26 protein-coding genes and 1 tRNA gene are annotated in these 25,648 nt (G+C 66.7%); 12 read left to right on the top strand and 15 right to left on the bottom strand.

Annotated elements, in window-relative coordinates; all coding sequences use genetic code 11:
• The first annotated feature begins 379 nt into the window (after window positions 1-379).
• Together AB0F86_RS22740 and AB0F86_RS22735 are read left to right on the top strand one after the other, a co-directional pair.
• Window positions 380-1,621: an oxygenase MpaB family protein gene (locus AB0F86_RS22740; protein WP_356985098.1), complete on the top strand. Its 1,242-nt coding sequence runs from the start codon at window positions 380-382 to the stop codon at window positions 1,619-1,621.
• 26 nt (window positions 1,622-1,647) lie between these two features.
• The gene (locus AB0F86_RS22735; protein WP_181698034.1) at window positions 1,648-1,983 is read left to right on the top strand and encodes a hypothetical protein; all 336 of its coding nucleotides are present in this window, start codon (window positions 1,648-1,650) and stop codon (window positions 1,981-1,983) included.
• A 185-nt stretch (window positions 1,984-2,168) separates the two neighbouring features.
• Here the strand turns inward: AB0F86_RS22735 and AB0F86_RS22730 are convergent, their stop codons facing one another.
• The gene (locus tag AB0F86_RS22730) at window positions 2,169-2,831 is read right to left on the bottom strand and encodes a response regulator transcription factor (RefSeq protein WP_181698033.1); all 663 of its coding nucleotides are present in this window, start codon (window positions 2,829-2,831) and stop codon (window positions 2,169-2,171) included.
• On the bottom strand, window positions 2,828-3,916 hold the full coding sequence (locus AB0F86_RS22725; protein WP_356985097.1) for a sensor histidine kinase: 1,089 nt from the start codon (window positions 3,914-3,916) through the stop codon (window positions 2,828-2,830). Before AB0F86_RS22725 ends, AB0F86_RS22730 begins: the two co-directional genes overlap by 4 nt.
• A gap of 540 nt (window positions 3,917-4,456) precedes the next feature.
• On the opposite strand from AB0F86_RS22725, the gene AB0F86_RS22720 reads away from it, so the two are divergent.
• Window positions 4,457-4,846: a DUF6223 family protein gene (locus AB0F86_RS22720; protein WP_356985096.1), complete on the top strand. Its 390-nt coding sequence runs from the start codon at window positions 4,457-4,459 to the stop codon at window positions 4,844-4,846.
• Window positions 4,847-4,872: 26 nt separating this feature from the next.
• Here the strand turns inward: AB0F86_RS22720 and AB0F86_RS22715 are convergent, their stop codons facing one another.
• From AB0F86_RS22715 to AB0F86_RS22700, 4 genes are read right to left on the bottom strand one after another with little or no spacing between them, the layout of a single operon-like run.
• Window positions 4,873-5,499: an MBL fold metallo-hydrolase gene (locus AB0F86_RS22715; protein ID WP_356985095.1), complete on the bottom strand. Its 627-nt coding sequence runs from the start codon at window positions 5,497-5,499 to the stop codon at window positions 4,873-4,875.
• Window positions 5,496-6,581: an S-(hydroxymethyl)mycothiol dehydrogenase gene (locus tag AB0F86_RS22710; protein ID WP_356985094.1), complete on the bottom strand. Its 1,086-nt coding sequence runs from the start codon at window positions 6,579-6,581 to the stop codon at window positions 5,496-5,498. Before AB0F86_RS22710 ends, AB0F86_RS22715 begins: the two co-directional genes overlap by 4 nt.
• Window positions 6,582-6,638: 57 nt before the next feature.
• Entirely contained in the window at window positions 6,639-6,857 is a 219-nt protein-coding gene (locus AB0F86_RS22705; RefSeq protein ID WP_356985093.1) for a three-helix bundle dimerization domain-containing protein, read from the bottom strand.
• A 36-nt stretch (window positions 6,858-6,893) separates the two neighbouring features.
• Window positions 6,894-7,538 (bottom strand): TetR/AcrR family transcriptional regulator, encoded by a 645-nt coding sequence (locus AB0F86_RS22700; protein ID WP_067486909.1) that lies wholly within the window; start codon window positions 7,536-7,538, stop codon window positions 6,894-6,896.
• Window positions 7,539-7,684: 146 nt separating this feature from the next.
• On the opposite strand from AB0F86_RS22700, the gene AB0F86_RS22695 reads away from it, so the two are divergent.
• Entirely contained in the window at window positions 7,685-9,718 is a 2,034-nt protein-coding gene (locus AB0F86_RS22695; RefSeq protein ID WP_356985092.1) for a CocE/NonD family hydrolase, read from the top strand.
• Here the strand turns inward: AB0F86_RS22695 and AB0F86_RS22690 are convergent, their stop codons facing one another.
• From AB0F86_RS22690 to AB0F86_RS22675, 4 genes are read right to left on the bottom strand one after another with little or no spacing between them, the layout of a single operon-like run.
• Window positions 9,719-10,336: a UdgX family uracil-DNA binding protein gene (locus AB0F86_RS22690; RefSeq protein WP_356985091.1), complete on the bottom strand. Its 618-nt coding sequence runs from the start codon at window positions 10,334-10,336 to the stop codon at window positions 9,719-9,721.
• Window positions 10,333-11,112: a DUF72 domain-containing protein gene (locus AB0F86_RS22685; RefSeq protein ID WP_356985090.1), complete on the bottom strand. Its 780-nt coding sequence runs from the start codon at window positions 11,110-11,112 to the stop codon at window positions 10,333-10,335. The genes AB0F86_RS22690 and AB0F86_RS22685 overlap by 4 nt, the downstream gene beginning before the upstream one ends.
• Window positions 11,113-11,119: 7 nt before the next feature.
• Complete coding sequence (locus AB0F86_RS22680) at window positions 11,120-12,079, bottom strand: TIGR03557 family F420-dependent LLM class oxidoreductase (RefSeq protein ID WP_356985089.1); 960 nt, start codon at window positions 12,077-12,079, stop codon at window positions 11,120-11,122.
• 15 nt (window positions 12,080-12,094) lie between these two features.
• Window positions 12,095-12,433, bottom strand: coding sequence for a plasmid stabilization protein (locus tag AB0F86_RS22675; protein WP_067642258.1), 339 nt, complete (start codon window positions 12,431-12,433; stop codon window positions 12,095-12,097).
• A 479-nt stretch (window positions 12,434-12,912) separates the two neighbouring features.
• Between AB0F86_RS22675 and AB0F86_RS22670 the strand changes: the two genes are divergently transcribed.
• The 3 genes from AB0F86_RS22670 to AB0F86_RS22660 are packed head-to-tail and all read left to right on the top strand — an operon-like array spanning window position 12,913 to window position 16,710.
• Window positions 12,913-13,812 carry a metal-dependent hydrolase gene (locus AB0F86_RS22670; RefSeq protein ID WP_225281101.1) on the top strand — a complete coding sequence of 300 codons (900 nt, stop codon included), beginning with the start codon at window positions 12,913-12,915 and terminating at the stop codon, window positions 13,810-13,812.
• Entirely contained in the window at window positions 13,809-14,903 is a 1,095-nt protein-coding gene (locus tag AB0F86_RS22665) for a PDR/VanB family oxidoreductase (RefSeq protein ID WP_356985088.1), read from the top strand. The genes AB0F86_RS22670 and AB0F86_RS22665 overlap by 4 nt, the downstream gene beginning before the upstream one ends.
• Before the next feature lie 40 nt (window positions 14,904-14,943).
• Window positions 14,944-16,710 carry an SDR family oxidoreductase gene (locus AB0F86_RS22660; protein ID WP_356985087.1) on the top strand — a complete coding sequence of 589 codons (1,767 nt, stop codon included), beginning with the start codon at window positions 14,944-14,946 and terminating at the stop codon, window positions 16,708-16,710.
• A 4-nt stretch (window positions 16,711-16,714) separates the two neighbouring features.
• On the opposite strand, the gene AB0F86_RS22655 is transcribed toward AB0F86_RS22660, so the two are convergent.
• Window positions 16,715-17,221, bottom strand: a complete 507-nt coding sequence (locus AB0F86_RS22655; protein ID WP_067487148.1) for a hypothetical protein — start codon at window positions 17,219-17,221, stop codon at window positions 16,715-16,717.
• Between the two features lie 590 nt (window positions 17,222-17,811).
• On the opposite strand from AB0F86_RS22655, the gene AB0F86_RS22650 reads away from it, so the two are divergent.
• A complete protein-coding gene (locus AB0F86_RS22650) occupies window positions 17,812-18,816 on the top strand; it encodes a zinc-binding dehydrogenase (protein ID WP_356985086.1) in 1,005 nt (334 codons plus the stop codon).
• Window positions 18,817-19,096: 280 nt separating this feature from the next.
• A tRNA-Ile gene (locus tag AB0F86_RS22645) sits at window positions 19,097-19,170 on the top strand.
• A 446-nt stretch (window positions 19,171-19,616) separates the two neighbouring features.
• Here AB0F86_RS22645 and AB0F86_RS22640 read toward each other — a convergent pair.
• The 3 genes from AB0F86_RS22640 to AB0F86_RS22630 all read right to left on the bottom strand — a co-directional run bounded on the left by AB0F86_RS22640 (window position 19,617) and on the right by AB0F86_RS22630 (window position 21,989).
• Window positions 19,617-20,069 (bottom strand): hypothetical protein, encoded by a 453-nt coding sequence (locus AB0F86_RS22640; RefSeq protein WP_356985085.1) that lies wholly within the window; start codon window positions 20,067-20,069, stop codon window positions 19,617-19,619.
• On the bottom strand, window positions 20,063-20,452 hold the full coding sequence (locus AB0F86_RS22635; protein WP_356985084.1) for a helix-turn-helix transcriptional regulator: 390 nt from the start codon (window positions 20,450-20,452) through the stop codon (window positions 20,063-20,065). Before AB0F86_RS22635 ends, AB0F86_RS22640 begins: the two co-directional genes overlap by 7 nt.
• A 1,060-nt stretch (window positions 20,453-21,512) precedes the next feature.
• Window positions 21,513-21,989: a hypothetical protein gene (locus AB0F86_RS22630; protein ID WP_356985083.1), complete on the bottom strand. Its 477-nt coding sequence runs from the start codon at window positions 21,987-21,989 to the stop codon at window positions 21,513-21,515.
• 233 nt (window positions 21,990-22,222) lie between these two features.
• Here AB0F86_RS22630 and AB0F86_RS22625 point away from each other — a divergent pair, with 233 nt between their 5' ends.
• The gene (locus AB0F86_RS22625; protein ID WP_356985082.1) at window positions 22,223-23,449 is read left to right on the top strand and encodes a VWA domain-containing protein; all 1,227 of its coding nucleotides are present in this window, start codon (window positions 22,223-22,225) and stop codon (window positions 23,447-23,449) included.
• A 6-nt stretch (window positions 23,450-23,455) separates the two neighbouring features.
• Here the strand turns inward: AB0F86_RS22625 and AB0F86_RS22620 are convergent, their stop codons facing one another.
• Window positions 23,456-23,833, bottom strand: a complete 378-nt coding sequence (locus tag AB0F86_RS22620; protein WP_181698013.1) for a MerR family transcriptional regulator — start codon at window positions 23,831-23,833, stop codon at window positions 23,456-23,458.
• 65 nt (window positions 23,834-23,898) lie between these two features.
• On the opposite strand from AB0F86_RS22620, the gene AB0F86_RS22615 reads away from it, so the two are divergent.
• Window positions 23,899-24,999 (top strand): alkene reductase, encoded by a 1,101-nt coding sequence (locus tag AB0F86_RS22615; protein WP_356985081.1) that lies wholly within the window; start codon window positions 23,899-23,901, stop codon window positions 24,997-24,999.
• Between the two features lie 133 nt (window positions 25,000-25,132).
• On the top strand, window positions 25,133-25,621 hold the full coding sequence (locus AB0F86_RS22610; protein WP_356985080.1) for an FBP domain-containing protein: 489 nt from the start codon (window positions 25,133-25,135) through the stop codon (window positions 25,619-25,621).
• Window positions 25,622-25,648 lie beyond the last annotated feature (27 nt).

Raw genomic sequence — 25,648 nt, 5'->3', positions numbered from 1 at the left:
TCGGGGAGCCCGGTCCTGCATGCCCCCGACTCTCGCCCGTCTCGGCTCCGAAGCCGACTGCGAATTATGTGACTGTCTGTTTCTGGCAGCGGTGGGCGTCATCAGCCTTGTGGGTAGCGACCGTATACGTTGCACAAGGCCGTCGTCGCTAACGACCCTGGTGTCGAAAATATGGCTAGAACAGGTTGCAATCGGAGAAGTTACGGCCGAATAGCCCGCTGAGTTCTGGGATCGAGCGCTGCCGACCATCCTCGGCAAAACGCCTGCATAGCCGCGATCGTCGCTGTTAAGTTAATACTCATTCCGCGCGTGCTCGGGCTACCAGAATCGGTCGTTCCCTGCGGTCGCGGTGTGCTTGTACTCGACGAGGAGTGACGCAATGGATGGACTCAACAGGCGTGATGCGCTGAAAGCTGGTGGCGTCCTGGGGGCGCTGGGGGCGTTGGGGTTGGCGACGACGGCGCGGGCGGAGCCGTGGAGTTGGTCGCCGGAGGAATCAGTCGCCGGGTCGGGGTCGGGGGCCGACCCGTTGACGGTGTGGGATCCCGAGGCCGACCCGGTGGTGGCACGGCTGATCGACAGCGGCCAGGTGCCGCGGGTCAACGAACTGCTGCGCACTTGGACGCGCAACGGTCAGCCGCTGCCCGACGGATTGCCCTCGGAACTACGGGATTTCATGGAATACGCGCGGCGGATGCCGCAGTGGACCGACTACGGGAAACTGAACACCGCGATCGAATTCAACAAGAAGCGCGGGCTGTATCTCGGGGTGCTGTACGGGTTCGCCAGCGGGATGATGAGCACCGTCATCCCGAAGGAGGCACGGTCGGTCTACTACTCCAAGGGCGGCCACGACCTCGAAGACCGCATCTCCAAGACCGCGAAACTCGGCTACGACATCGGTAGTGCCAACGCCTACGCACCCGATGGCGAAATGGTCGTCACCTGTGTGAAGACCCGCCTCGTGCACGCGGCGGTGCGCCACCTGCTGCCACAGTCGCCGCACTGGGTGCACGTGGCCGAAGAGGACGTGCCGATCAGCCAGAACGACATCATGGTCACCTGGCACAGCTTGCCGACCACGGTCATGAAGCATCTGAACAACTGGAAAGTGCCCATCCCGCAGCACGAATCGGAAGCGTTCCTGCATTCCTGGCAGGTGGCCGCGCACATGCTCGGCGTGCGCGACGAGTACATCCCGAAATCCTGGCCCGCCGCCAATTCTCAAGCGGCACAAGTGCTCGACCCGATCATCGCCGCCACCCCGGAGGGCGCGAAACTCGCCGACCGGTTGCTGAGCCTCGGCGCCAATATCGACCTGGCTGTGTTGACCAAGCCCGTGCTCGGCTCGTTCACCCGCTTCCTGCTCGGCGACAAGATCGCCGACGGTCTCGGCATCCCGCGCGAACCGGTCTGGGATCCGTTGCTGCGCTTCAGCTGGGGCCCGTTCATCGCCGTGCGCGAGGGCGTGCTCGGTGCCGTCCCGCCGGTGGCCGACGCGTACTGGCTGCTCGACGAGTTCCTGCGCAAGGCGGCGCTGACCTACCTGGCCGAATTGCGCCTGCCGATCAGTATCGAGATCCCGACCATGAACCGCGACATGAGCGTTCCCCCACGCTGATTCACCCGTACCGACCGAGGAGCATTATGCGTACCACCCTCCGCCTCACCGCCGCCGCGATCGTCGCGACCGGCGTACTCACCGCGACGGCCACCGCCGCCGCACAACCGGCACCGATCGCCACCGAATCCGAAACCGGTTCGTCCGCAGCCGACGCCGGGTCGGCGGCAGCACAGTCGGCCGGCTACCTCGCCCAGAACGGCGACCTGATAGGCCTCATCGTTCTGCTCGGCATCACACCCTTCCAGATGCTGACCAGCGGAATCTGCGACCTCGCCACCATGTCGTCGCTCTACAGCCCTTGTTCGCCGGGGCGCGCCCACTACACGGTGGCGAACTCGGAACCCCTGCCACACAGCTGAATCGGCTTTGCCGCCGCCGGAGGGCTCACCTCGAACCGGCGGCGGCCAGTGAGCTCCGTCTCCTGACCAGGCACTGTCATTCGTTCTGAGGGGCCTGGAAGAACTTCCCCTCACGTCGAGCCACCGCAGCATTGCTGTGGTGGCTGACTGTTGCCGAGGTCTGCTGCGTGCGTCACCGGTCGGGTTCAGCGGCCGCGGGGACTGACCAGGCCCGATTCGTAGGCGAAGACAACGAGTTGGGCTCGGTCCCGGGCGTGGAGTTTGGTCATGGCCCGGTTGAGGTGGGTTTTGGCGGTGTGGGGACTGATGAACATCTGGTTGGCGATGTCGTCGTTGGACAGCCCTCGTGCCGCCAAGGCGACGGCCTCGCGTTCACGAGTGGTGAGTTCTTCCAGGCCGGAACTGACTGGGGGAGAAGGTGGTTCGGTGACATAGCGGGCGATGAGGCGGCGCGTGATGGACGGGGCGAGTAGGGCATCGCCGCGGGCGGCCACCCGGATGGCGTGCAGGAAATCTTCGGGCTCGATGTCTTTGACGAGGAAACCGGCCGCGCCCGCGCGGAGCGCCTCGAACACGTAGTCGTCGAGGCCGTAGTTGGTGAGGATGACCACGTGCACGTCGGCAAGGGCGGGGTCGGCGGCGATTCTGCGGGTCGCCTCGATGCCGTCGACGTGTGGCATCTGGATGTCGACGAGCGCGATATCGGGCAGGTGCGTACGGGCCAGTTCGACACCTTCGCCACCGTCACCGGCCTCGGCGACCACCTCGATATCGTCCTCGATATCGAGGAGGGCGCGGAACCCACTGCGGATCAGGGGCTGGTCGTCGACCAGTAGAACGCGAATCACGATCGCTCCAAAGGTAATTCGGCGTGCACGGCGAAACCGCCGGTCGGTAGTGGCCCGGTATACAGGCGTCCACCCAGTGCGGTGACCCGCTCACGCATGCCGAGAAGCCCGACCCCGCCCGTGCCGGCGGGTGCGGCGCGGCCGTTGTCCTCGACGTCGATGACGAGACCGTCCGCTCGATAGTCCACGCGGACCGTCGCGGTCGTCGCGTCGGCGTGGCGGGCGGTATTGGTGAGTGCTTCCTGCACGATGCGGTACACGGTTCGGTCGACGGCCACCGGCACGTCCGTGCGGTCGCCCTCGACGGTCAACGAGGTGGCCACACCGGCTGCGCAGGCACGTTCCAGCAGGTCGTCGAGGTGGGCGAGGCCGGGACGTGGTGCCTCGTCGTCGCGCAGGGCGGTCAAGGTCGCCCGCAGGTCGCGGGCAGCTTCCCGGCCTGCGTCCCGGATGGCGAGGAGGGCGGCGGGCACGTCCTCGCCGCGCTTGCGTGCCACGTGTACGGCGGCTTCGGACTGCACCTTGATCACCGAGATCTGGTGGGTGAGCGAGTCGTGCAGCTCGCGGGCGATGTGCAGGCGTTCCTCGTCGGCTCGGCGGCGCGCGGTCTCCTCGCGCGTGCGTTCGGCTTCGTCGGCGCGGCGCTCGGCCTGCCGCAGGGCCTCACCGGCCGCGCCCGCCGCGATCAACCAGGCGAGTTCGAGTGCGTCGCGACCGCGAGCGAGGGCCGCGGCGGTGTCGTGCAGGGTGATCATGGCGGCCAGCGGCAATGCGGCGATCAGGGCGACGGCCGCGATCACTGTCACGACATGGTGCCCGGCGCGGACCGCGAAATACACCGCGAACAGGAACGCCACAACGGGTACGTCGAAGCCGAGCGCCTGATAACCCACCGCGCACAACCCGGTCACCACCAGCACGGCCACCGGTGCACGCCGACGCCCGGCCAAGGCCAGACCGCTCGCGGCGAGCAGCGCGTAGCCGAGCCACTCGGGGCTGCCGTGCGCCCGGCTCACCCCGGTGACCAGCAGTGCCACCGCCACACCGACGGCGACCACCCAGTCGACCACCCGTGCCCTACTCATCCGTGCACCCTAGCCCGGACCCACTATCGACCGCGTCGTCCGGCTGGGTGACTCGTCGACTACCACGAACGCGGTACTCCGAGCGAAGAACGGCTCCGCCCCGCTCCGTCGGTACCGCATCCGCAGCATCACGAATTGTCCACTGCGGCATGACGACCGGACCCTGCGCTTCAGCCATTCTTGAGCTGATCGCCGACGACCTCCGGCACGAAGCCGGTGGCGACGGCGGCACATCGGCGCGGTGAACGATATCGCTCGCCCGTCGGCGCACTCCAAAAACCGATCGCCACCACCCGCGGCGGTGGGACGCTCCTCGACATCCGGGGAGGTCGATGGTGGCACATCGGCTTGTGGGCTGCGCCGCTCGTGCGAGGCGTACTCCGAAGCAGGTCGATCGTCGCCACGCGGTGATTCCGCCTCCGGTTCGCAGTCGGCGATCGGCCGGTGCCGGTGCCGGTGCCGCGTCCGCATCGATTTCGGCGCGTGCAACGACCGCCCGGTCGTGCATCTCACTGACACGTCCACACGAAGGAGAACATCATGCCCACTCCGAGTCGCACCCTGACCGCACTCGCTGTCACCGCCCCGCTTGCCGTCGGCACAGCCGCACCCGCTTCGGCGGCGACTGCGCTCGCCGCGTCCTACGGCATGACTTCCGGTCGACTCGTCGCGTCTTCGGCCGCGGTCATCGGCTTGCTCGGTGTACTCGCGGGTGGCTGGGCGCTGGCCCGACCCGCCGCGACCAGAGCGGTATTCGCTCTGGTCGAGGGACTGATCGCCATCGTCGGTGGCGCCTGGGTGGTCACCACGGCCGAGGGAGGACTCGGCACCGGGAACGGTCTCGGCGGGGGCGTCGTGGCGATTGCCTTCGGGCTGGCGAGCGTGGTCGTCGGCGGGCTTTCGCTCGCCCGCGCCCGTCGTGTCGGCTGACGCGACGGGCCGTGCTCACCGGGGGCTCAGTGACCTCGCGCGATCCACTCCGCGAGCGACGGTTTCTCCGCCCCGATCGTCGTGCTGTCACCGTGACCGGTGTTGACCGTCGTGTCCTCCGGGAGGGTGAGCAACCGGTCCCGGATCGAATCGATGATCGTGTCGAAATCGGAGAAGGATCGCCCGGTCGCTCCCGGCCCACCGGAGAACAGGGTGTCGCCGGTGAAGAGGGCCGCGAGGTCGGGGGCGTACAGGGAGACCGAACCGGGGGAGTGGCCCGGGGTGTGCAGGATGTCGATGTCGGTGCCCGCCACTGTAATTCGGTCGGTGCCGTCGAGGGAGCGGTAGCCGACGGCCGGGTGGGTCATGCGCCACAGCGGTTCGTCGCCGGGGTGGAGCAGGATGGGGGCGTCCAGGCGGGTGGCCAGGTCGGGGGCGACGGTGACGTGATCGTTGTGACCGTGCGTGCACAGGATCGCGGTGACGTTCCGGTTGCCGACGGCGGCGGCGATGGCGTCGGCGTCGTGCGCGGCGTCGATCACCAGCACCTCGTCGTCGTCACCGATCAGCCACACATTGTTGTCGACGTCCCAGGTGCCGCCGTCGAGGCTGAAAGTGCCGGAGGTGACGACCTTTTCGATGCGGGCGCTCACCAGACCACCACCGAGCGCAGCACGCGACCCTCGCCCATGGCGGCGAAGGAAGCCTCGACGTCGTCGATGCCGATGCGTTCGGTGACGAACCGGTCCAGTGGCAGTCGGCCCTGCCGGTACAGGTCGATGAGCATGGGGAAGTCGCGCTCGGGCAGGCAGTCGCCGTACCACGACGATTTCAGCGAACCGCCGTGCGAGAACAGGTCGATCAGGGGCATGTCGAGGCTCATGTCCGGGGTCGGGACGCCGACGAGCACCACGGTGCCCGCGAGGTCGCGGCCGTAGAACGCCTGCTTCCAGGTCTCCGGCCTGCCGACCGCGTCGATCACCACGTCGGCACCGAAACCGTCGGTCAGGTCTTTGATCTGTTCCACCACGTCGCCGCTGGTGGCATCGATCGTGTGGGTGGCGCCGAAGTCCTTGGCCCACTCCAGCTTCCGCGCGTCACGGTCGATCGCGATGATGGTGCCCGCGCCCGCGAGGTTCGCACCGGCGATCGCGGCGTCGCCCACCCCGCCGCACCCGATCACGGCGACGCTGTCACCGTGCGAGACCGAACCGGTGTTCATGGCGGCGCCGATTCCGGCCATCACACCGCAGCCGAGCAGGCCTGCGACAGCCGGATCGGTGCCGGGATCGACTCGGGTGCACTGCTTTTCGTGCACCAGCGTCTTGTCGGCGAAGGCGCCGATACCCAGCGCGGGGGTGAGCGGGGTGCCGTCGGCAAGCGTCATCGGGACGCTCGCGTTGTGGGTGTCGAAGCAGTACCACGGGCGGCCACGCCGACACGCACGGCACTCACCGCAGACCGCGCGCCAGTTCAGGACGACGAAATCGCCCTCTGCCACGTGGGTTACCGCCTCGCCGACCGATTCGACGACACCGGCCGCCTCGTGCCCGAGCAAGAACGGGAACTCGTCGTTGATCCCGCCCTCGCGGTAGTGCAGATCGGTGTGGCACACCCCGCACGCCTGCACCCGGACCACCACATCGTGCGGTCCCGGGTCGGGAATCACGATGTCGACGGTTTCCACGGGCGCGTTCTTCGTGAGAGCGACGACACCGCGCACTGATTCAGGCATGCGGACCTCCTAATGGTTTGCGTGGTGGCCTCCACGCTAGCCGGGCCCGCGCCGGATTCAATCCGGGATCGGCGGAATGTCCCCGGTCGGCGTGCCGAGCTCGTCCTTCACGTGGTGCTCGACCAGCAGGGGGACGAAGTCGCGCACCTGCGCCGATCCGAAATGCTGGTAGGTCTCGCGCACGATGTCGGTGATCTCGTCGGGTGGGATGTTCGGGTACCGGATGGTCAACCGTTCGATGACCTCGTCGAGTTGCTGCTGCTCGTGAGTAGTCATGCCCGTGGAGTACCCCGAACGGGCCGGGTCAACAGGCTAGGGGCTCAGTCGTTCCAGCACCGCGCCGACCACCAGGCACGCGCTGTCGACCACGTCACCGATCGGCTGACGGTAGTCCGACAGCACCCACTGCTGGGCGATGATGACGATCGCCCCGACCAGCCCGAGCAGCACCGTGCGCACGCTCACCGCCGGGTGGGCGTCGTGGTCGACGTGCGGGGTGAGCAGGGCGAGGCAGATGTCGACCAGTGCGTCGAGCACGTCGCGGTAAGCCCGGTCGACGGCGGGACTCACGCCGAGGATCTCGAAGAAGGCGATGCGCGGCACGCGCGGGTCGTCGTGGATGAGCTGGAAGTAGGCGGCCAGCGCCACGCGGACCTGAGTCGTCACATCGGTGTCGGCCGTGCTGATGCCCGCGTGGATCGACTCGATCATCCGCGCTGCGATCTCGCGGTACACCTCGAGCAGCAAATCCTCACTGTCGCTGAAGGATTCGTAGAAGTACCGCTTGCCGACGCCGGCGGCCGCGCAGATCGTGGTCACCGTGGTGTTGCGGTATCCCTCGGTGCCGAATGCTTCGGTGGCGGCTTCGATGAGCCGGGCACGGCGTTCCTGCTGGCGTTGTCCGGGAGCGGCGCCCCGGTACCGGCGACCGTCGGCGTCGAATCCGGGCGCAGTCACAGGGGTGATTGTGTCAGGCGGAGGTGATGACGCTGGTCGGCGGGCGGCGGAGAGCACATCGTTGCGATCGCGTGTGACACAGGCTACGTTACTTTCCGGTACGGGAACGACACGGTTCCCGATAGCGGGAGGGCTGACGTCGAGGTATGGGCAAATATCGTGGGCGACTGGCGGCGCTGATGGCGTCGGTCGTCGTATTGGCAGGTGCGGTGGCATCCGCGCCGATGGGCTCGGCCGCACCGGCCGCCGAAGGACTCGACGCCCAGTTCGTGGCAACCCATACCGGCCCCCAGCAGTACCCCAACGTTTTCATCGAGTGGGACGTCCCCATCACGATGAGCGACGGCACGGTATTGAAAGCCAACGTCTATCACCCGGCCGGTGCCGACGGTCAGCCCATCGCCGAGCCCACGCCGACGATCGTCAATATGACGCCCTACACCAAGCTGGTGTCCAACATCGCGGACTCGGCGCTCGCGGTGCCCGGCCTGTCGGATCTGCTGATGCCGGTTCTGCAGAACCTCGACTTCTCGCCGTTCGGTTTCAGCAGCCTCAGCGACATGATGAAGGCTCTGTCCGGCGGCGCCGCGCGCACCTTCGGTGTCGACCGCAATCTGATCCGCGGTGGATACACCCAGGTGGTCGTCGACGTGCGTGGCACCGGGTTCTCGCAGGGCACCTGGCAGGTGTTCGGTGAACGCGAGCAGCTCGACGGCGTCGAGGTGGTGGACTGGGCGGCGAAACAGCGCTGGTCGGACGGCAAGATCGGGATGAGCGGCATCTCCTATTCGGGGATCAACCAGCTGCACACCGCTCAGCGTCAGCCCGAGGCGTTGAAGGCGATCTTCCCGGTGGTGCCCGGTAGCGACCTGATCCGCGATGTCGCCGCGCCCGGTGGCGCACTCGGCGTCGGCTTCATCCCGGCCTGGCTGCTCGCGGTCGACGGCGCCAAACTGCTGCCCGACATGGTGTCGATCCTGGCGGGCAAGTTCGACTGGGTATGGCTGGCCGACCGGGTGCGCGACCCGCTCACCTTCTTCAATGTGCTCATCGCCGCCCTGACCACTCCGACCGTCGAGCAGATCCCGCCGGAGATGTCGGCGATCCTCGACGACGATTCAGCCCTGCGCACCGCATGGGTCGGGCAGCCGGAGAAGGTTCAGGTGCCCGCGTTCCTCTACGGCGGCTGGCACGACATCTTCACCTACTCGACCCCGCGCATCTACAACGCGCTCGATGTGCCGGCCGAGCAGAAGAAGCTCGTCATGGGCAACGTGTACCACGTGACCGTGAGCTCGGGACTCGGTCAGCCGGGTGCGCCCGCGCCGCTCGAGGCATTGCAGCGCGCGTGGTTCGACAAGTGGCTCAAGGGCATCGACAACGGCATCGACCGGTACGACCCGGTGACGCTGTGGCAGCAGGGCAGCGAGCAGTGGACCACCGATGTGTCGTTCCCGCGTCCCGGCATGGAGTACCGCCGGATGTATCTGGACGCCGCGTCGTCGGGGACCGCGCCCGGTGCGCGTCACGACGGCAGTCTTGTCACCGCTCCCGGTGGGGCACAGCGTCTTTCGGTGGATCCGAGTTTGTCGACGATCTGTTCGCGTGATGCCGCACAGGGCACCGCCGGACTCGTTCCGCTGCCCGATGTGTGTGTCAAGGATGCCCGCATCAGCGAGGGTGCCGCGCTCACCTTCACCACCGCGCCGGTCGACAAGCCGACACGGATCTCCGGGGCGATCGCCGCGCACCTGAACACGGTGCTCGACACCACCGACGGCTACTGGACCGTCACCGTCAACGATGTCGCGCCGGACGGACGTTCGACGGTCTGGTCGCAGGGTCAGCTGATGGCGTCGCTGCGGGCGATCGACGAGGCCAAGTCCACCCGTTCGCCCAACGGCGACTACACCGACCCGTACCCCATCCTCACGCTGGACACCCGTCAGCCGACGGTGCCGGGTGAGCCGACGACCATCGAGATCGGCATCCGCGCCACCGACGGTGTGCTGCTGCCGGGGCACCGCCTGCGTGTCGACGTGTTCGCGGGCAACTTCCCCAGCGCGATCCCGCTGCGGCCGCTGCTGAACGAGAGCGGCCTGCGGACCCAGCACCTCGAGCTCGACCCGTCGCGGCCGAGCTGGATCAATGTGCCGATGGATGTCGATCCCGGCTGGTGATCAGGCCCGCTCGAACAGGTGGGTCAGGTCGTCGACGAACTCGGCGTAGGCCTGGGTACGGTCGGTCGCCCGCAGCACCGAGGACGGATGCACCGTCGCGCCGACCCGGAAATGTTCGAGTTCGACCGTGCGGCCACGCAATTCGGTGACCTTGGCCTTCGGGCCGAGCACCGATTGCGTGGCGATGGCACCCAGGCAGATCACGAGTTCCGGTGCGATGACGTCCAATTCGCGGGTGAGCCAGGGTGCGCAGGCGACGATCTCGGTGCGCCGGGGCTGCTGATGGATGCGACGTTTGCCGCGCTGCTCGAAGCGGAAATGCTTCACCGCGTTCGTGAGGTAGAGCGTTTTCCGGTCGACGCCGATGTCGTCGAGCGCGCGGTCGAGCAGTCGTCCGGCCGGTCCGACGAACGGGTGCCCCTCGAGGTCTTCCTCGTTGCCGGGTTGTTCACCGATCAGGACGGTGCTCGCGTGCGGTGCGCCCTCGCCGAACACCGTCTGGGTGGCGTCGCGATAGAGGTCGCAGCCGTGACAGGCGTCGGCGGCGGCCGCGAGGGTGGCCAGGTCGTCGGTGCTCGGCACGTACTCGGCCGCGCCGGGGTATTTGGTCGTGGTCATGAGGCGGCTCGCTGGGTGGACAGGTCCGGCACGCGGGTCACCTCGGCGCCCGCGCCCTCGGCCAGGTGGGCGAAGGTGACGGCGTCGCGCACGGCCGCCCCGCCGGGGTCGTTGTTGAAGTAGACGTAGCAGTCGGCGTCGGCCGGGAAGGTGTCGAGCAGACGGTGCACCCAGCCGTTCAAGGCCTGCCTGCCGTAGTGCGGCGGCGGGTTGGCGCGACCGGCGTGCAGGCGGAGATACGCCCAGTCGGTGGTGCGCCACAGTGGGGTCACCGGCCGGGAATCACGATCCGCCCAGGACAGCGCGGCTCCGCGTGTACACAGGACATCGCGGATTTCGTCGGTCCACCACGACTCGTGCCTCGGTTCCACCGCCACCCGCACCGAGGACGGAAAACAGCGCAGACAGTCGTCGAGCAGGCCCGCGTCGGCGCGCAGGGTGGGTGGCAGCTGCAACAGGATCGGGCCGAGCCGGTCGCCGAGGCCCTCGGCCCGATCGAGCAGGCGCTGCACCGGTTCTTCCGGCTCCCGCAGTCGTTTGATGTGGGTGAGGAACCGGCTGGCCTTCACCGCGACAACGAAATCCGCGGGCGTGCGCTCGCGCCAGGCGGCGAAGGTTTCCCGGCTCGGTAGCCGGTAGAAGGCGTTGTTGGATTCCACCGTCGCGAAAGCCTGCGCGAAGTGCTCGAGCCAGCTCCGCATCGGCAGCCCCTCCGGATACAGCACACCGCGCCAATCACGGTATTGCCAGCCGGAGGTACCTATCCGCAGGGGCATCGCCGATTCAGCCCTCCGCGCGCAACAGCGGTTGGAGTTCGCTGCTGTAGAAATCGAGGAACGCGTCGACATCCGGGCCCGCGTTCATCAGCACCACCCGGTCGAAGCCGGCGTCGGTGGCCTTGCGGACAGCCTCGACATAGCGCTTGGGGTCGTTGCCGCAGACCATCGCCTCGAGCATGTCGTCTACTCGCACGGTGGTCGACGCGGCGGCGAAGTTCACCGGATTCGGCAACTCGCTCATCACTTTCCAGCCGCCGGTCATCCACCGATTCGTCGACAGCGCGGCCTCCGCGGCCCTGCGCTCGTCGGGATCGAAAGCGACACCGACCTCTACGTAGCGTGGCCCCATGCCGCCGGAGTCCCGGTAGGTGCGCACCAGGTCGGGGTCGGGTTCGGTGGCGAACAGGCCGTCGCCGAGTTCGGCGGCGATCTCGGCCGCACGCGGACCACCCGCCGCGACAGCGATCTTCGGTGGTGTTTCCGGCAGATCGAAGACCCGCGCGTCCGACAGCGACAGGTATCGACCGTCGTAATTGCGGTATCCGCCCCGCCACAGCAGGCGGATGATCTCGAGCGCCTCGCGCAACATCCGCTGACGAACGAGCACCGGCGGGAATTCCTGGCCGACCACGTGCTCGTTGAGCCGCTCACCGGACCCGATCCCGAGGGTGAAGCGGCCGTCGGAGAGCAGCGCCGTGGTGGCGGCGGCCTGGGCGATGATCGCGGGGTGGTAGCGGATGATCGGGCAGGTCACGCCGGTCGCGAGCTCGAGGCGATCGGTGCGCGCGGCGATCGCACCGAGCACCGACCAGGCGAACGGTGAATGGCCCTGATTGTCCAGCCACGGATGGAAATGGTCGCTGATCTCGACGAAATCGAAGCCGACGGACTCGGCCCGAACGGCCTGGCGGACCAGCTCGTTCGGGTCGAAGGCCTCGGCCACCAACTTGAATCCGATCTGCATGGCGAACCTCCGGGGTCAGTGGCGTCCGAGGGCGTTGGCCAGTTCCTGCTTGTTCATCTTGGAGCGGCCGTCGATATTGCGGCGGCGAGCCTCTTCGTACAGTTCGTCGCGCGTCTTGCCGCTGCCCTTGGCCTGCTGGCCGCCGCGACGGGAGGTGCCACTGGACTTGCCGCCGGATTTCCCGCCGGAGGATGACCCACCCGACTTGGTCTCGCCGTGCTGGGCGCGGGTCTTGTTCACGGTGCGGGCGGCGATCTCCTCCGCGCGGTCCTCGCTCCGGCCCCGCTCACGCTCGGATTTCTTGATGTCCTTGTACTGACGTTCGCGTTTGTCGCTCCACGCTTGCTGCGGCATGAGTCTGCACCTCCTGGGTGGTGGGCGTTCTGGTTGCCGCCTACCCGGTGGGTGGCGAGAGAAACACAGTGCGAAACAGATACGGGTGACGGCGCCGCAGTGGCGCCGTCACCCGTCTGGGTCTGCGATCAGACAAAGAGTTTGACGATCGCTTCGAAGAAATCTACGAAGAAGTCCCACAGCATGACACTCACCTCCTTCCTTCCGCATCCGGATAGCTAACCGGTAGGCGGTCACGGTGTTTGTGCAGCTCGTCCACCACAATCCCCTGGTAGATGGGCTTCTAACCGCATATATCGAGGATACCCAGATAGCTGTTAGCAATAACTCAGCGATCGATTTTAATCTCGTATCGATACACGAATGAAGGATTTTGGTGTTACGCGGAGTACGAGATAGTTGTACGATCAGGACCAACCCGCGAGGCGCACCGTCGCGCTCCGGGCGCACAACGATCGTGCGGTGATCGAGGAGTACCGATGAAGTTACTTCGCTGGAGTGCCACCCGACCGGACGTCGATCCGGGAGCGGTCGCGCTGCACGCGCGCAATGTCACCTTCGACTGGTCCGGCGTCCCCTTGCAATGGATGCCCGCCGAACCCGTTGCGGGACATCTGATCTGCGCTTTGAACATGCTGCTTCCCGAGGGTGAGCGCATGTTCATCGCGACCTACCGCGAGGCGCTGGCCTACGTCGAGGACGAGAAGCTGCGCGAGGACATGCTCGGCTTCATCGGCCAGGAGTCCATGCACGCGGAAACCCACGCCAAGGTGCTCGTCGACATGCTCGCCGCCAACGGCGTCGACACCGCACCGTACGAGCGGCAGATGGAATACCTGTTCCGGGTGACGCTCGGCAAGCGCGGCGAGGGTCGCGCGGGCAAGCAGATGCTGGTGGAACGGCTGGCGTTCATCGCCTGTCTCGAGCACTTCTTCGCCTGGCTCGGCAACTGGGTGCTCAATGCCGACCTGGAGAAGTTCGGCGCCGATCCACGCATGGCCGATCTGTTCCGCTGGCACGGCGCCGAGGAGGTCGAGCACCGCAGCGTCGCCCATGATGTCGCCGAGTACTTCGGTGTCGGCTACCTGCGCCGCGGCGCGACGATGACGCTGGTGTTCCCCATCTTCCTCGCGCTGCTCCTACGCGGCACGCGTTTCCTCGTGCATCAGGATCCGCAGCTGCCCGACCACGGGTATCCGAAGCTGCTCGCCGGTGTGTTCGGCGCGATGTGGCGTGGCGCGATCCCCGGTGTGCCGTCGCTGCTGGTGAGCGCGCTGTCGACCTTCCAGCCGGGGTACAACCCGGAAAATGTCGGGTCGACCGCCCAGGCGCTGGCCTACCTCGCCGCCTCGCCCGGCGCCCGCGCGGCCGCGTCATGACCGTCCGCGAGCTCCCCGGTGATCTGTACGGCAAGCATCGGCACGACCCGGGAATGCGGGTGATCGACACGATCGCGACCTTCCGGCTTCGGTGGAGCGCGCTGGTGAACCGCCGCGATCCGCGCTCGCGCGTCGCCGACCACCGGCTGCCGGTGGTCGTCACCGAACGCCGGATCGAGGCGCACGACCAGGACGTGGTGAGTCTGCGCCTCGAGTCGCCCGAAGGGCGGGTGCTGCCGCGCTGGCGTCCCGGCGCACATCTGGATCTCGAGCTGCCCTCTGGCCGCCTGCGGCAGTACTCGCTGTGCGGTGATCCCGCCGACGCGCACGCCTACCGGATCGCGGTGCGCCGGATTCCCGACGGCGGGGGCGGCTCGGTGGAGGTGCACGACGAACTGCCGGTGGGCAGCACGCTGATGGTGCGTGGACCGCGCAATGCTTTCCCCTTCGTGGTGCCCGGCCACGGTTCGCCCGCGCGGCGTCTGCATTTCGTGGCAGGCGGTATCGGTATCACCCCGATCCTGCCGATGGCCCGGCTCGCCCACCGTCTCGGCGTGGAGTGGACCATGGTCTACAGCGGGCGCAGCCGGGCGACGATCCCGTTCCTCGACGAGCTCGAGGCCTTCGGCCCGCACGTGATCGTGCGCACCGACGACGAACACGGCCTGCCGGGCGCCACCGATCTGCTGCCCGGCGTCGGACCGGGCACTGCGATCTACGCGTGCGGCCCCACCCCGATGACCTCGGCCGTCGTCGGCGCGGTGCGCGAGATGCCGGAGGTGGAACTGCATTACGAACGGTTCTCGCCGCCGCCCATCGTCGACGGCGAACCGTTCGAGATCGAACTCGCCTCCACCGGTGAAGTCCTCACCGTCCCCGCCGATCGCACGGTGCTCGACACCATCCTGACCGTCCGCCCCGACCAGCCGTACTCGTGCAGGCAGGGCTTCTGCCGCACCTGCGTGGTCCGCGTGCGTGGCGGCGAACCCGACCATCGAGAGAGCGTGCTCTCCGAGACCGACCATGCCGCGGGCGACATGCTCGCTTGCGTATCCCGTTCCCGCGGTGAGCGTTTGGTGCTCGACCTGTGAGCCCGGTTGCGCGACCTACCCACACGAGGAGTCCGAAAGTATGACGATCGACCCGGCCAACGAGCGCATCGTGCGCAATGGTGCCTTCGATATCGCGGTGTTCGAATACGGTGATCCCGCCGGCGAGACGGTGGTGCTCGTGCACGGCTGGCCCGACACCCATCACCTGTGGGAGCGGGTGATCCCGCTGCTCGCCGACCGCTTCCACGTGGTCGCCTACGACACGCGAGGCCACGGCGCCTCCACGCGCACACAGCGCACCGCCGATTTCCGGCTCGACGAACTCGCCGGTGACTTCTACGCGGTGATCGACGCGGTGAGCCCCGACCGTCCCGTGCATGTGCTCGCGCACGACTGGGGTTCGATCCAGCTCTGGGAGGCGGTGTGCGAACCACAGGCCGCCGAGCGGGTCGCCTCGTTCACCTCGGTGTCGGGCCCCAACCTCGACCACATCGCGGCCTGGATACGCAACCGGCTCTCGCGGCCCACACCGCGCAATGTGTGGCAGCCGCTGACTCAGCTGGCGTCCTCGGCTTACACGTTCTTCTTCATGACGCCGGGCCTGCCGCGCGCCACGTTCAACGCCATCGGCACCGAAAAGTTCTGGCAGCGTGCGGTTTCCCTCATGAACGACACGCCCGCCGCGAATGTGAAGCTCGGTCCGACCTTCCGTCGCGACATGGTCGACGGGCTGCTCATCTACCGCGCCAATATCGTGCAGCGCCTGCTCGCCCCGCGCGAGCGTCGCACCACCGTGCCGGTCCAACTCATCGTCGCGGGCCGCGATGTCGCCCTGCGCCCGGCCGGTTACGACGACTCGCACAAGTGGACCGACCGGCTGTGGCGGCGCGACGTGCCCGCCGGGCATTGGGTGCCGTTCTCCCATCCCGAATTGCTGGCCACCGCCACCACCGAACTCATCGATGCTCTCTCCGGTGCCGGTATCTCGCGTGGGCTGGCGCGGGCCGAAGTCGGCCGCACGCGGAGGGAATTCGACGATCACCTCGTGGTCGTCACCGGTGCGGGCAGTGGCATCGGCCGTGAGACCGCGCTCGCCTTCGCCCGCCTCGGCGCCGAGGTGGTGCTGTCCGACATCGACGAGCTCGCCGCGAAACGTACCGCCGAACTGGTCGCCGCCGAAGGCGGTGTCGCCCATGCCTATCCGCTGGACGTATCCGATGAAGACGCAGTGCGGGCGCATGCCGACACGGTGATCGCGGCGCACGGTGTGCCCGACGTTCTCGTCAACAACGCCGGTGTCGGACAGGCGGGCGGGTTCCTCGACACCCCCACCGAGGAGTTCGACCGGGTGCTGCGGATCAACCTCGGCGGCGTGGTGAACGGCTGCCGCGCCTTCGGATCGGCCATGGCCGAACGTGGACTCGGCGGGTACATCGTGAACCTGTCGAGCATGGCCGCCTACAGCCCGCAACGCGATATGAGTGCCTACGCGACGAGCAAGTCGGCGGTGTTCATGTTCTCCGACTGCCTGCGTGCGGAACTGGCCGATCACGGAATCTCCGTGTCCACTGTCTGCCCCGGCATCGTGCACACCAATATCGTTGCCACCACTCGCATCTCGGGTGTCTCGGCCGATGTGGAAGCCGCGACTCAGCGCAAGTTCGACAAGCTCTACGAACGGCGCGGCTACACCCCGGACAAGGTGGCCGACCAGATCGTGCGTGCCGTGCGCGAACGCCGCGACATCGTGCCAGTGACCCCGGAATCGTGGCTGCAGTACCGGGTGAACCGGATCGCCCCCGGCGCGGTGCGTTTCGCGGCGCGCCGGATGAAACTGGTCAAGTAGGGGCTCACGCCCGGTGCAGTTGCCGCTCCACTGCGGCGACGTGCCGGGCGTCCACACCCCACGGGTTCTCCACACCGACCTGGCGGTCCAGATCCCACAGCACGCACGGCTCACCCGGTGCCGCGACCATCGACCACGCCACCACCGTTCGCCCGAGCTGTTCGAGCATCGGTCCCGCGTCGGTCGGTGTGTCCGCGGCGACGCCGTCGGGGAAGTGGTGCAGGAACCGGCCGTAGGCCCGATCGCAGAACCGGGCGTAGAGCTGGGTGCACAGGATGAAACCGTGCCAGGCCTCGTCGACCGCGTGCGAGGGCATACCGATCACCTGATCGTCGCGCAGCGCGGCACCACAGCACCGCAACCATTGGCGCAGACCGGTTTCCACCAGATCGCGCGGCTGCCAAGGACAGGTCTTGAAGATCGCGTCGGGGAAATCGAGGTCGGCGACGGTGCGATCGACCGTCGCCAGATCGACCGGTCGCCGACGAAGTCCGGGGATCGTGATGGCCATGCTTCACTGTAAGGCCCCTGGGCGTAGGGCTGCCGGGAACATTCCGGCGGGTTAGCCTGCACGTATGACCGTCCTGATCGTCCTGTTCTTCCTCGCCGCCGGCATCGGGCTGGTGGTGACGACGGTGGTCGTGCTGGTGCGGAAGCTGAGTCCGCCCCGGATCGACCCCCACGACCCGCGCTGGGTCGCCGGCGCGGCCGGTGCGACGGGGTTCTTCGACGGGACGCCTGGTCAGACGTGGACGAACAGCGGGTCGGGGTGTTCGGCCGGCTGGCCCGGGGATGTGGGTTCCGGGGGTAGCGGCTGCGGCGGTGGCAGCAGCAGCGGATGCAGTGGGGGAAGTAGCAGTGGCGGAAGCAGTAGCAGCTGCGGTGGCGGTAGTAGTAGCAGTTGTGGCGGTGGGAGCAGCAGTAGTTGTGGCGGCGGAAGTTAGTGTCGGGCGGTGCGCAGGACTCCGCGGGGTCGAGCGCCAGCTGTCGTCCGGTGTGGGTCGACAGTGCGATATGTGACAGCGGTCTCAGCACCTTGACCTGAACTCCGCTTCAGGTTCGAAGCTTGTGGTGTCCCGGTGAACACCACAAGGAGTCACGATGCGTGCAGTGCAGGTCAAGGAATTCGGCGGAGTCGACGTGCTCGAGGTGTGCGAATTGCCCGCGCCGCAGTCCGGTCCGGGTGAGGTGCTCATTGATGTCGACGTGGCCGACGTGATGTTCCTCGATACCCGGCTGCGGGCGGGCTGGGGACAGGACTTCTTCCCGTTGAGCCTGCCGTACATCCCCGGCGGCGCGATCGGCGGTGTGGTGCGTGCGGCCGGCGCGGAGGTCGATCCCGCGTGGGTCGGCAAGCGCGTCGTCACTCAGACGGCGGCCAGCGGGATCGGTGGCGGCCTGCCCATCGGCGGGTACGCCGAGCAAGCGCTCGCACGGTCGGCCACGCTGGTGGAGATCGTCGACGGGCTCAGCACCGTGCAGGCGGTCGCGCTGGCCCACGACGGCCGTACCTCGCTGGCAGTCTTCGATCATGCAGGGGTGCAACCGGATTCGTGGGTGCTCATCACCGCGGCGGCCGGGGGCCTCGGCACACTGCTCACCCAGTTGTCCGTCGCGGCCGGTGCGAAGGTCGTCGCGGCCGCCCGTGGAACCGAAAAGCTGACTCTCGCACAGCGGTTGGGTGCCACGGCCGTTGTCGACTATTCCTCCGACGGCTGGGAGGAGCGGGTTCGCGAGATCACCGACGGGGGAGCGGCGGTGGTCTTCGACGGTGCGGGCGGTGATATCGGTGGTCGCGCGCTGACCGCGACCGTCGACGGCGGCTTGTTCCTCGGATACGGCTCGGCCGCAGGCGAGTTCGCCAACGGCGATACCGAGGCGGCGAGTGTGCGTCACGTCACGATTCGTGGCCTGTTCGACATCGTCGGGGGCGAAATCGACTGGCAGTCCATCGCCCGCCGCGCACAGTCGGCAGTGGCCTCCGGTGAGCTGGAAGTGGTGGTTGGCCAGGCATTTCCACTCGAGGAGGTGCGCCGGGCGCACGCCGTCATCGAGGACCGTTCCGCCCTCGGACGTACCGTATTGACGATCGGCGCGACAGTGTAACTTACCCTGCGGCACAACGGAATACACGTTAAGTTCAATATGTGCAGGGAATAATTGTCGCCGGGGTGACAGTCGCGGTCTTGTTGTTGGTAATCGGAGTCATCAAACTCGCCAGCAGTCCAGGGGGAAGTGTCAAGCAGCGCGACCGTTCGGACCGCGCACGCAGCGAACGGGAGAAGGCGAACCGGTCCTGACCGGTCCGGTCCGCCACCCCCCGCACGAGTGGTCAATCTCGCAACCCACCGGGTACCATGCGACTCGCCCGCGGAGACCGCGGTCAGGGGCGGTAGCTCAGTCGGTTAGAGCCGCGGACTCATAATCCGCTGGTCGTGGGTTCGAGCCCCACCCGCCCCACATTTGGCCTCTGGTCGGCATATGTCGTGTGAGCGATCAGCCGGATTGGGCCAGTGCAGCGCATGTACACCAAGAGATTATTGACCTACGACCGCGAACTGGCGTGGGCGCCTTGGCGTCGAGCAGTGGTGCCCGTCCGTGGCCTTGACACTGCGGGTGAGGTCATTATCAGCGGACAGTTGGCTCGCTGCGGCACCGCTGACGGCTGATTGCCGTCGAACCTGAGTATGGGAAGAGACTCTGTCGACCGCGAAGCGCTCATCGACGCCAGCCTCGATCCGGACGACCCGCAGGTGTGGGCTGATCAGCAACGGGTTAGAAAGTTCCTGAGCGTTTAACACCGTTCTGAACTGTGGAAATATAGTATCCCTAGATACTCGATTTGATGGTTGGATGGCGCCCTCTGCGGCTGATCACCCGCGCCGCGCAAACCGGGGTGGCCTGGGTCAGTCCTCGGGCTCGGGTTGGTCCGCGACTGGGTCTGCAGCGCTTATGTCTTCTATCGCCAGAACCGGCAGTGTCATCGGCTTCAGCCCGAACAGTTGTGTGTCATGTGCCAGGGCGGCGTTCACAAAACCCAAGGTGTAGCTGGCCCCGTGCTGACGCATGAAATCGACTGCTTCCTCGGAAGCTGGCGGCTCGGTGTCCGCCTCAAAAAAGAACCTGCATGTAAACACGTACCTGAGCTCCACGTCTTTCCCGCTCAGCTGCAAGTCGACGGTGGCGTCTAGGTAGGGGGCGCCCTTCTTCTCACTGATGCCACCACTGGCGTTCACCTCGATGACTACCGGTGTTGAATCTGGCAGGTCGAGTTGCTCGTTGTCCGGCTGGCGCTTGATAGACCGTTCTGTCCAGCGGAGGCTGCATCCGGTGGCGCGTTCCGCCAACCTTGTCACCATGTCCTCACCTGACGCTTAACCCGTCCGACGACAGCGGACTTGCCACTGGCCGTGAGCTGCTCGGCAACAGGTGTGGGGACAGTGGCTGCAGCTGGCAATGTATGAGTCGTAACGAACAAGGTAACTTCGGACCGACTGATGGGTGGGGACGGCGCATCCTCCAGCATCCGAACTTCGATATCAACAGCCGCCCCGACTGCGTGGGCATAGCGGAGCACTACGTCCATAGTTGGGTTGCTGGTCGCGATGTCAGCCTCGAAGCGGCAGATGCCGGATCGGTTGATGCCGATCGCCTCGGCGACTTGCGCTTGGCTGTAGCCGCGTCGCTTGCGGATGCCGATCAGGTCAAGGAGCAGCCGTCGACGTGCCTGCGTGAGGTTCATCGCGTTGCGGGTGTGACGTGGGCTACCCAGGTCTATCGGAGGTTCTTTGCTTTGCCTGTGCCACATCGTTGCACTGTAACGCAACAACGTAGAGTTACGGCACGGAGTTGGCCAACATGTTAGGTGCATTGGGCTTACGAATCAGGAAACGGGGCCCACGCATAGCCGTTCTGCTTGAAGTAGGACTTCAGGTAGGCCATGGCTTTCCTGATGTGCAAGCGTTGCCGTTCCTGGGCCTTAAAGGTGCTCATGAGGCCTGTCTTGCTATCCCTCAGATGGATACCAACCACGTGATCTTGGTGGTTCGTCGGCTCCCCGAAGTACAGTCGCCACTCGACCCTGCCCTTAATCTGCAGGGCCTTCAACTCGCCCAGCCAGGGCGGATCAACTACGCCTCGTGGCGCGAACGCCAGCGGGCACCGGTAGTTTCCGGGCTCGGAATACCGACTGCTGGCCCCTAGACCAGCATGCTCGGACTCCTCGATCTGCCCGATGATATCGCCGTGAGTAAACGGGTCGCGGCCGTGAAGCTCCGCTAAGGCGCGCTCGCTGTCTGGGGTGTGCTCCCAGTGACATTTGCCTCGCACAATCCGATCCCCCGTGGGGAAACGTCCTGCCCACCCTCACCGTCCTCAGAGAGCTCCTGATGTTGGGTACAGCGTACGTATCTCGCTGGCGATAAGCGGCAAGGTTGAGCAGGACTGCCCTCGTCTGCTTGGATTGTGGACACGGATGTGATGGGCGTTCGGACATGTCCGGGAAACATCCGGGGTTCGTGCGGGATTCGTCCGGGGCGCAGAAGGTCCGGGACGAATCCCGGCCAGTTGGTGCAAACATCGCCGTTGAGCTGCGGCGCTTCGCGCCTCCTCCCTCCCCACCCTGGCAGACACTCTCTACCGTCGAGATCGGTACCTCCGAGTCGAATCTCGCGGTGCGGCGAATCTGCGACAAGATCGGCGCGATGGAAAAGGACCGGCGAGCACAACGGTTGCCGAACGGATCGCTCGTCCCGTCGATCTGGTACGAGCACCGTCAGGTGGTAACAGACGAACCGTCTGTGTCACCCGCCGGATGACACACCCTCGCCCGTGACGGGATCGACGCCGTCGACAGCGCGCGTCAGACGTTGCGCCGCCTCACCGGGATCGTGCACCGCCAACGCCTGGTTGACGATCAGCCAGTCCGCGATGTCCTCACCCGAGACGTATTTGCGGAAGCAGTTGTAGATGGCGTAGTAGGCGAACTCGACCGGATCGGGAAAGGTCAGATCGTCGTCTTGCAGTGCGGTTATGGGCTCGAGATAGCGGCTGCTGATATTCGCGAAGTCCACGCCGGCCCGAGCAGCCCCAAGGGCATCGATCGGAAGCTCGACGTCTACGTGGTGGCGCATCCCGACCACCGAGTCGCGGTAGCGAAGCGCGGAAGGCTTGCCCCGAACATAATCGGTCCACGTCGGAAGGACATCGGCACACAGCGACAGATGAACCTGCCGCCGGTGATCGGCTCCCAGCCGGAGGAAGCGCTCATTCGGTGTCATGATTCAGCCCGCGCTGTCGCCAGCAGGTCCCGCCACCCGCACCATCAGCAGTTCGGTGTAGTGATCCGCCGCGATCCGGACCGGCGTATTGCAGGTACGCGATGGTGAAATCCACCCTGCGCCTCCCGATCTCGAGGTCGAGTACTCATGCTACGTGCGTCGGCGGACCTCGTCCGTGGCTGACGGGTTTGGCCTAGGGTGTGGGGCATCGGGTGCGAGATGAGGGGCGTGCGATGGCTGCTGTGCTGGTGAAGGGGCAGAACCTGGGGCTGGCGGCGGGGGAGGTGAGGCTGTCGGTGCGTGGTGGTGTGGCGGCGGATCTGTCGGCGCTGCTGGTCACCGAGGTGGGCAAGGTTCGAACGGATGCCGACTTCGTGTTCTTCAATCAACCCCAGGCCCAGGGGGTCCGTCTGGACGGTGCGACACTCCACGTCAGGCTGGCCCAGGTGGCGGGTGACATCGCGCAGATCCGCGCGGTGATCACCGCCGACGGGCAGACCTTCGGGAGCGGATCGGCACCGGTCGCGGTTGTCGCCGATGCCGCCGGAAATACTTTGTGCGAGTACGTGATCGAGGGCCTGGATCGAGAAACGGTGGTGATCGCGCTCGAACTGTATCGCCGGGGTGAGCAGTGGAAGGTGCGCGCGGTCGGGCAAGGGTATGCCGGCGGATTCGCCGATCTGGTCACCGATCACGGGGTGAGTGTCGACGACGAACCGGAAGTCGTCGCGGCGCCGAGGACGGTGCCCGGCGAGCACGCGCTGTCGTTCGAGAAACGGCAGAAGCTGGATATGCGTAAGCAGGAAGTCGCCAAGATCCTCATCGACAAGAGCGCGTTCGGAACGCGGGCGCGGGTTGTGCTGGTGATCGACAAGACCGGCAGCATGCAGAAGATGTATCGCGCCGGAACCGTGCACCGGGTGGTGGAGCGAATGATTCCGGTCGCCACCCAGCTCGACGACGACGGCACCCTCGAGGCCTACCTCTACGCCCTGTCCTACGCGAAACTCCCGGACATCACCGTGGCCGATGCCGAGCGCTGGACGCAGACCTATCTGCACCTGAACGGCACCCACGACGGTATCGACTACGGCAGCCTCGGCGGACGCAACGACGAACTGCCGATCATGCGCGCGGTGATCGACACCCTGCACGGCAGCACCCGGCCCACACTCGTCCTGTTCTTCACCGACGGCGGCTTCGCCAAGAAACGCGAGATCGCCGCGCTCATGCGCGAGGCCGCCCACCTGCCCGCGTTCTGGCAGTTCATCGGACTCGGCCCCGCCAACTTCGGTGTGCTGCGCACCCTGGACGAACTCGACGGCCGGGTGGTCGACAACGCGGGCTTCTTCGCCGTCCCCGACATCGACCAGCTCGACGACGCCGAACTCTACCGACACCTGCTCAGCGAGTTCCCGGACTGGCTGCGCGCCGCCCGAGCGGTCGGAATCGTCCGGTAACGATGACTATTCCGCCGCGACGGGAATGTCCTCCGAGGCTCGGGCGATGACGTCGTCGAGGACGTCCCTGGAGCGGATCAGGTCGGCGATCGTGCGGTCGATCCGGGCTCGTTCGGTGCAGAGTTCATCGATCAGTTCGGGAGTGGCGTTCTCGTTGGCGCGGCCGTCGGCGTCGCGGATGCAGCACAGGATCTGACCGATCTTCTTGCTGGTCAGCCCGGCCGCATAGAGCTCCTGGATGTGGATCACCCGGTCCACGGCGAGATCGGGATAGTCACGGTGGCCGCCCGGGGTTCGGTCAGAGGCAAGCAAACCCTGCTCCTCGTAGTAGCGAAGTGACCGTTCGCTGACGCCGGTCCGCGCCGCGAGCTCCCCGATTCGCATGCGCCACCAGGCCTTTCACACATCGACTTGAACTTCACACCAATGTCAAGTTTTACCGTATCCGCATGACGAAGAACGCAGTACCCAGCCTTTTCGACGCGGCCGTTCTCGGTGCTCTCGAACTCCCCAACCGGCTCGTGATGGCGCCGATGACGCGCAACCGGGCGGCCGAGGACGGTAGCCCGACCGAACTGATGGCGACCTACTACGCCCAGCGGGCCGACGCGGGTCTGATCATCGCCGAGGCGGCCAGCCCCAACCAGGTGGGCATCACGTTCGCGGGCATCCCCGGCATCTACACCGATGCCCACGTCGCCGGCTGGCGCGGGATCACCGAGGCGATCCACGCGGCGGGTGGGCGGACCTTTTTGCAAGTGCAGCACGGTGGTCGCGTCGGGCATCCGGACAACAGCGGTGCCGTCCCGGTCGCCCCTTCACCGGTGCGGCTGTCGACGCCGATCCGCACCGCGGCAGGCTCGAAGGACGCGGTGATTCCCCGGGAGCTGAGCATCGACGACATCCACGGCACCGTTCAGGATTTCGCACAGGCGGCCCGCAATGCGATCGCGGCCGGGTTCGACGGCGTGGAGGTGCACAGCGCCAACGGCATGCTGCTGCATCAGTTCCTGTCCGACAACACCAACCAGCGCACCGACGAATACGGCGGCACCGTCGACAACCGCATCCGGTTCACCGTGGAGGTGGTCGAGGCCGTGGCCGCGGCGATCGGACCGGAGCGAGTGGGGGTGCGCGTCGCACCCGGCGTCGGCGCCAACGACATCGTCGAATCCGACACCGAGGAGCTGTACACCGCGCTGGTCGCCGCACTCGGCGGTCGCGGCCTGGCCTACTTGCACGTGGTGTTCGCCGACCCGCGGACCCCGGTGTTCGAGCAGATCCGGACGGGCTGGGACGGTGTGCTGATCGCCAACCCGGTGCTCGGCTGGGGTTCGCCGTTGCCCGCCGACGGCGGCAGGTCCGCAGCCGAGGAACTGCTCGCCGCGGGCGCCGACCTGGTCTCGCTCGGCCGGTCGTTCCTGGCCAATCCCGACCTCGTCGCCAGGTTGCGCGACGGCGCGCCGATCAACCAGTTCCGTGAGGACTACTTCTACGGTGGCGATGCGACCGGCTACACCGATTACCCGGTCCTCGAATCCGTGGCGTGACCGGGCGGATGCCCCGGCGGCCGGATCGCCGCCGGGGCACGGAGGCCGTGTGAGCTGGAGAAACTCGGTTGTCAGCAGGTCGGCAACTCGTTAGCGTGGCTACGTTTTGTGTTCGACTACCGAGAGGAATGCGATGGAACCCATCACCGAACGCGAGATCAGAGCGTCGTTCGTCAACTGTTCGAAAGGTGACGCCAAACGTCTCAATGTCCCCCGTGACCTGGCCGAACGTCCGTGGGAAGATCTCGACTTCCTCGGCTGGACCGACCCCTCCTACGCGGGGCGCTGCTACATCGCCGTGCCGCGTGACGGCAAGCTGGTGAGTATCGCGCTGCGCCACGAGACGGGTGGTTCGAGCAAGACACAGATGTGTGCGCTGTGCCTCACCAGCCACACCGGCGGCGGGGTCTCGCTGATGACGGCGAACAAGGCCGGGGAATCGGGGCGGCGCGGGAACACGATCGGCAGCTACATGTGCACCGATCTCGCGTGCTCGCTGTACGCCCGCAACAAGAAGAAGCCCTCGATGGGCAGCCGGTACCGCGAGGATCTGACCGTGGAGCAGAAGGCCGAGCGCGTGGTGGAGAACCTCTACGCGTTCGTCGACAAGCTCTACACCTAGCCGCCCCGCCCGGCTGACAGAAAGGAG

The sequence above is a fragment of the Nocardia sp. NPDC023733 genome (genome assembly GCF_040639775.1).
Taxonomy (GTDB): domain Bacteria; phylum Actinomycetota; class Actinomycetes; order Mycobacteriales; family Mycobacteriaceae; genus Nocardia; species Nocardia rosealba.
The sequence above is the reverse complement of the archived record's forward strand: the minus strand, read 5'-3'. Positions and strand labels throughout refer to the sequence as shown.